Genomic DNA, 2,392 nt, shown 5'->3' on the forward strand with positions numbered 1-2,392 from the left:
CGTGGGAGGGCCGGGGAGCGCCAGGGACGGCCTCGGCCGTGGCCTGTGCGCCGCGGGCCTTGCCGGGCGGGGCGCCACCTTCAATCCACCGCAGGAGCGTGGCGTACTCCGCCGACTCCACGGCGAGGGCCTTCCTGCCTCCGTGGAGCGTGGTGCCGGTGCCCTTCTTGAGCAGCGGGCTCTGGGCGGGGGTGGCGGGCTGCACGAAGCGCAGGGTGGCCTCGTAGTCCGCCGGCTCACCCTTGAGCACCCAGCGGGACCGGGACGCCATTCCCCCCGGGCCGTGGCAGTTCCCGCACGCCTTCTCCAGGATGGGCCGGGCGTCCTCCGCGAAGCCCGGCACGCGCGGCCGAGGCGCGCTGGCGGGAGTGCGGGCCGGTGGCGCGGCGGGAGTCCGCGTGGCCTCCGTGGGGGACGGCGTTGCCGGAGCGGCGACGCCCGCGTCGGGCGCGGGCTGCGCGGGGGGCGGCTTGATTCCCAGCCGCTCCTGGAGCCGCCGCCGCTGCTCCTCCTGCGACTGCGCCCGCGTGGGGCTGGGGGCGGACAGCACCAGCGCGCAGGCGAGCAGCGTCCACGTGCCCGGGTCAATGACGCGCATGGCACGCCTCGCAGTTCATGGAGCCCTGGGCCTTCGCGGCACGACCGTCATGGCAGCGTCCGCAGTAGCGCCCCTCCCGCATGTCCTGGTGGGTGAAGCCCAGCCGGGCCTGCGGGAAGGTGCCGGGGTGACAGCTGTAGCAGTGAAGGGAGTTGTGTCCCCAGTGGGAGAACAGCGCCGGAGGGGGCGCGGCGCGCTCCTTGAGCGGAGGCAGCCGGACGTCCTGCGGCGAGTTCACGGCGAAGATGGGGGTCGTGAGCAGCAGGAGGGCGACGAGCCCCACCCGCCACGGTCCCCGACGAAGGAGCGCGGACGTGGAGGACCTCATAGGGCCTTCTGCTCCTTCAAGATCCTCCAGACCGTGATGCCGTAGAGCAGGATGCCCAGCAGGACCAGGGGCACGCCCACCGCGGTGGACACCACGAAGGCCAGCGGGGACCAGGCGAGGCGTGTGAACAGTTGGACCAGCAGCCCCGCCAGGACGAAGAGGGCCGCCACCCGGATGCGCTTCTCGTGGCTCATGGACGCTGTCGCTCCGGCAGCCAGAAGTTCTGGGCCTTCACGCCCTCCAGGTCATGCGCGACGTCGTGGCAGGTCAGGCACGAGCGTGCCCCGCTCCGCAGCTCCGCCTGGAGCTCCCGGTGCGGCCCGCCCTCCAGGTACCCGCGCGCATCATTGTGGCAGTGGAGACAGTTGTAATTGGGATACGGCTGATAGAGCCGGGGCTCCGGGGGGACGGTCCCGAAGTAATGGACCCAGACGTGCCGCAGGCCGTTGAGCTTGGCCTTCGCGTCCCCGAAGAGCGCGTAGTCCGTGTGGCAGGAGAAGCAGGTGGAGTCGCGGCTGATGAGGCGCTTCTGGTAGTGGACCGCGGCCAGGGCGTTGGGGTTGTCCACGAACAGGCTCTGCCCGTAGCGCTCCATCTCGTGACAGCCCATGCAGAACTGCGTCTCGCTCGACTCGTGCACGCCCACCGCGACCCCGGCCCCGCTGACGGCCAGCGGCAGCAGGGCCAGCCCGCCGAGCAGCACCAGGCGCCCCAGCCCGTTCGCGGTGAGATGCCCCGCGGCGTAGGCGATCATCGCCACCATCACCGCCACGGCGCCGAGCAGCACCATCATGAGAGTCGCCAGTGCAGCCTCCGGGGGACCTGGGGATCCGGTCCCGTTTACTTGAGGGGGTCAGTGGATGAAAGGACGCCGTCTTCGGGCGGGCTCACTCCGCGCGAGGGCGGGGCGGAGGCAGCGGGATGGGCTCCACCGCCGCCGTGTGCCCGTCCACGCGCAGGTCCAGCAGGGAGTGGCCCTCCGGCGACGCGAAGCGCAGCCACCAGGACGCCGCCCCCTGCTTCGCCATCACCAGCTCCAGGGCCGGACCCTGGTTCCGCGCGTACGCCGCCCCCAGCCTCACCGCCTCCTCGTAGCCCACGGTGAGCGCCACCGACGTGGGCGGAGGCGGCAGGGGCGCGGAGCGCTCCGCTCGCGTCTCCCGCGTGGAGCCCGCGCAGCCCGCGGTGAGGAGCGCGGCGAGCAGGACTCCGCGAGGCGCGGACCAGGAGGACGGGGGCGACATGGGCGATGGCTCCAGCGAGCGGGAGGGGACTGACTGACTGACTCCCGACACTTCAAGCTTCATGCCGCCGCCGGGCCCCCGCGCCCTCCCCGCGGCCGGGCAAGGCCGCGCCCGGCGGCGCGAGCCCGGGCGCAATTGTTGCGCGAGCGCTACGAGCCCCGCGCATTTCCTGCCGGCCCGGTGGACGCGGGGCGCCCTCGATGCCTGCCGGGCCCCGACCGC

4 protein-coding genes and 1 pseudogene are annotated in these 2,392 nt (G+C 73.2%); all 5 read right to left on the bottom strand.

Annotated elements, in window-relative coordinates; genetic code table 11:
* Positions 1-598, bottom strand: a pseudogene (locus ACLEQD_RS41440) (hypothetical protein); the annotation flags it as partial.
* Positions 585-926, bottom strand: a complete 342-nt coding sequence (locus ACLEQD_RS41445) for a c(7)-type cytochrome triheme domain-containing protein (RefSeq protein ID WP_410391422.1) — start codon at positions 924-926, stop codon at positions 585-587. The gene ACLEQD_RS41445 and the pseudogene ACLEQD_RS41440, both read right to left, overlap by 14 nt.
* Positions 923-1,120, bottom strand: coding sequence for a hypothetical protein (locus ACLEQD_RS41450; RefSeq protein WP_410391423.1), 198 nt, complete (start codon positions 1,118-1,120; stop codon positions 923-925). The genes ACLEQD_RS41445 and ACLEQD_RS41450 overlap by 4 nt, the downstream gene beginning before the upstream one ends.
* Positions 1,117-1,719 (bottom strand): NapC/NirT family cytochrome c, encoded by a 603-nt coding sequence (locus tag ACLEQD_RS41455; RefSeq protein WP_410391424.1) that lies wholly within the window; start codon positions 1,717-1,719, stop codon positions 1,117-1,119. Before ACLEQD_RS41455 ends, ACLEQD_RS41450 begins: the two co-directional genes overlap by 4 nt.
* A gap of 94 nt (positions 1,720-1,813) precedes the next feature.
* Complete coding sequence (locus ACLEQD_RS41460; protein ID WP_410391425.1) at positions 1,814-2,170, bottom strand: hypothetical protein; 357 nt, start codon at positions 2,168-2,170, stop codon at positions 1,814-1,816.
* Positions 2,171-2,392: the final 222 nt, after the last annotated feature.

The organism is Corallococcus sp. 4LFB, from assembly GCF_046520365.1.
GTDB lineage: Bacteria > Myxococcota > Myxococcia > Myxococcales > Myxococcaceae > Corallococcus > Corallococcus caeni.

Coding starts and splice junctions, on each gene's coding strand:
- ACLEQD_RS41445 (WP_410391422.1), bottom strand. CDS start 926: ATGAGGTCCTCCACGTCCGCGCTCCTTCGTCGGGGACCGTGGCGGGTG.
- ACLEQD_RS41450 (WP_410391423.1), bottom strand. CDS start 1,120: ATGAGCCACGAGAAGCGCATCCGGGTGGCGGCCCTCTTCGTCCTGGCG.
- ACLEQD_RS41455 (WP_410391424.1), bottom strand. CDS start 1,719: ATGATGGTGCTGCTCGGCGCCGTGGCGGTGATGGTGGCGATGATCGCC.
- ACLEQD_RS41460 (WP_410391425.1), bottom strand. CDS start 2,170: ATGTCGCCCCCGTCCTCCTGGTCCGCGCCTCGCGGAGTCCTGCTCGCC.